Raw genomic sequence first — 628 nt, 5'->3', positions numbered from 1 at the left:
GATGCATTTGTTATATGCTTAACTCATGAAGCTGAGAGATCGTTCTAAAATTGGAGTGACTTTCTTTTTCCAAACCTAGTGGATTAAACCAAATAGCATTTAAACCAGCCTCTATCGCTGAAATAACGTCTTTTTCAAGTGAATCACCAACCATTGTAAGTTGACTAGGTTCAACACCTAACTTATTCGTTATTCTTTGATAAAATTCAGAACTACCTTTTGATAAACCAATATTTGACTTACAAAAATAGCCTGAAATGAATTGAGACAACTCGACTCGTTCAAATGCCAATTCAATATCCTGAACACTGGAATCATCTGCACCAGTTGCCACATAAAGCAAATGTCCTTTCTGGGATAGCGAAGCTAACATTTCCAAAGCACCATCTACGGCTTGAACTGTTTCCCAAGCACACATTTTTCCTTGAGCATTTGGAAAATCGACCATTAAAGTGTCACCCCAATCGAACAGATAAGCTTTTTTCATAATGCCTCCTTGCATATAACGCTTGCATAACACGTTTATTACTATGCCAACCAACCTGAATTTTACCGCCTTAATCACAAAACCCAAGGCAAACCCAGAACGCCGAATGTAATAAATCGTGTTGATGCGATTGTTGTGCGT

1 protein-coding gene is annotated in these 628 nt (G+C 37.9%); it reads right to left on the bottom strand.

Annotated elements, in window-relative coordinates; genetic code table 11:
• Window positions 1-10: 10 nt before the first annotated feature.
• Window positions 11-487 (bottom strand): HAD family hydrolase, encoded by a 477-nt coding sequence (locus A6E03_RS17930; RefSeq protein ID WP_141677305.1) that lies wholly within the window; start codon window positions 485-487, stop codon window positions 11-13.
• Window positions 488-628 lie beyond the last annotated feature (141 nt).

Source organism: Aliivibrio sp. 1S128 (assembly GCF_001691065.1).
In the GTDB taxonomy this organism is placed as follows: domain Bacteria; phylum Pseudomonadota; class Gammaproteobacteria; order Enterobacterales; family Vibrionaceae; genus Aliivibrio.
This window is presented reverse-complemented; position numbering and strand designations above follow the sequence as displayed.

What these genes read in the sequence shown, in the direction of transcription:
- A6E03_RS17930 (WP_141677305.1), bottom strand. Translation starts at nt 487, where the DNA reads ATGAAAAAAGCTTATCTGTTCGATTGGGGTGACACTTTAATGGTCGAT.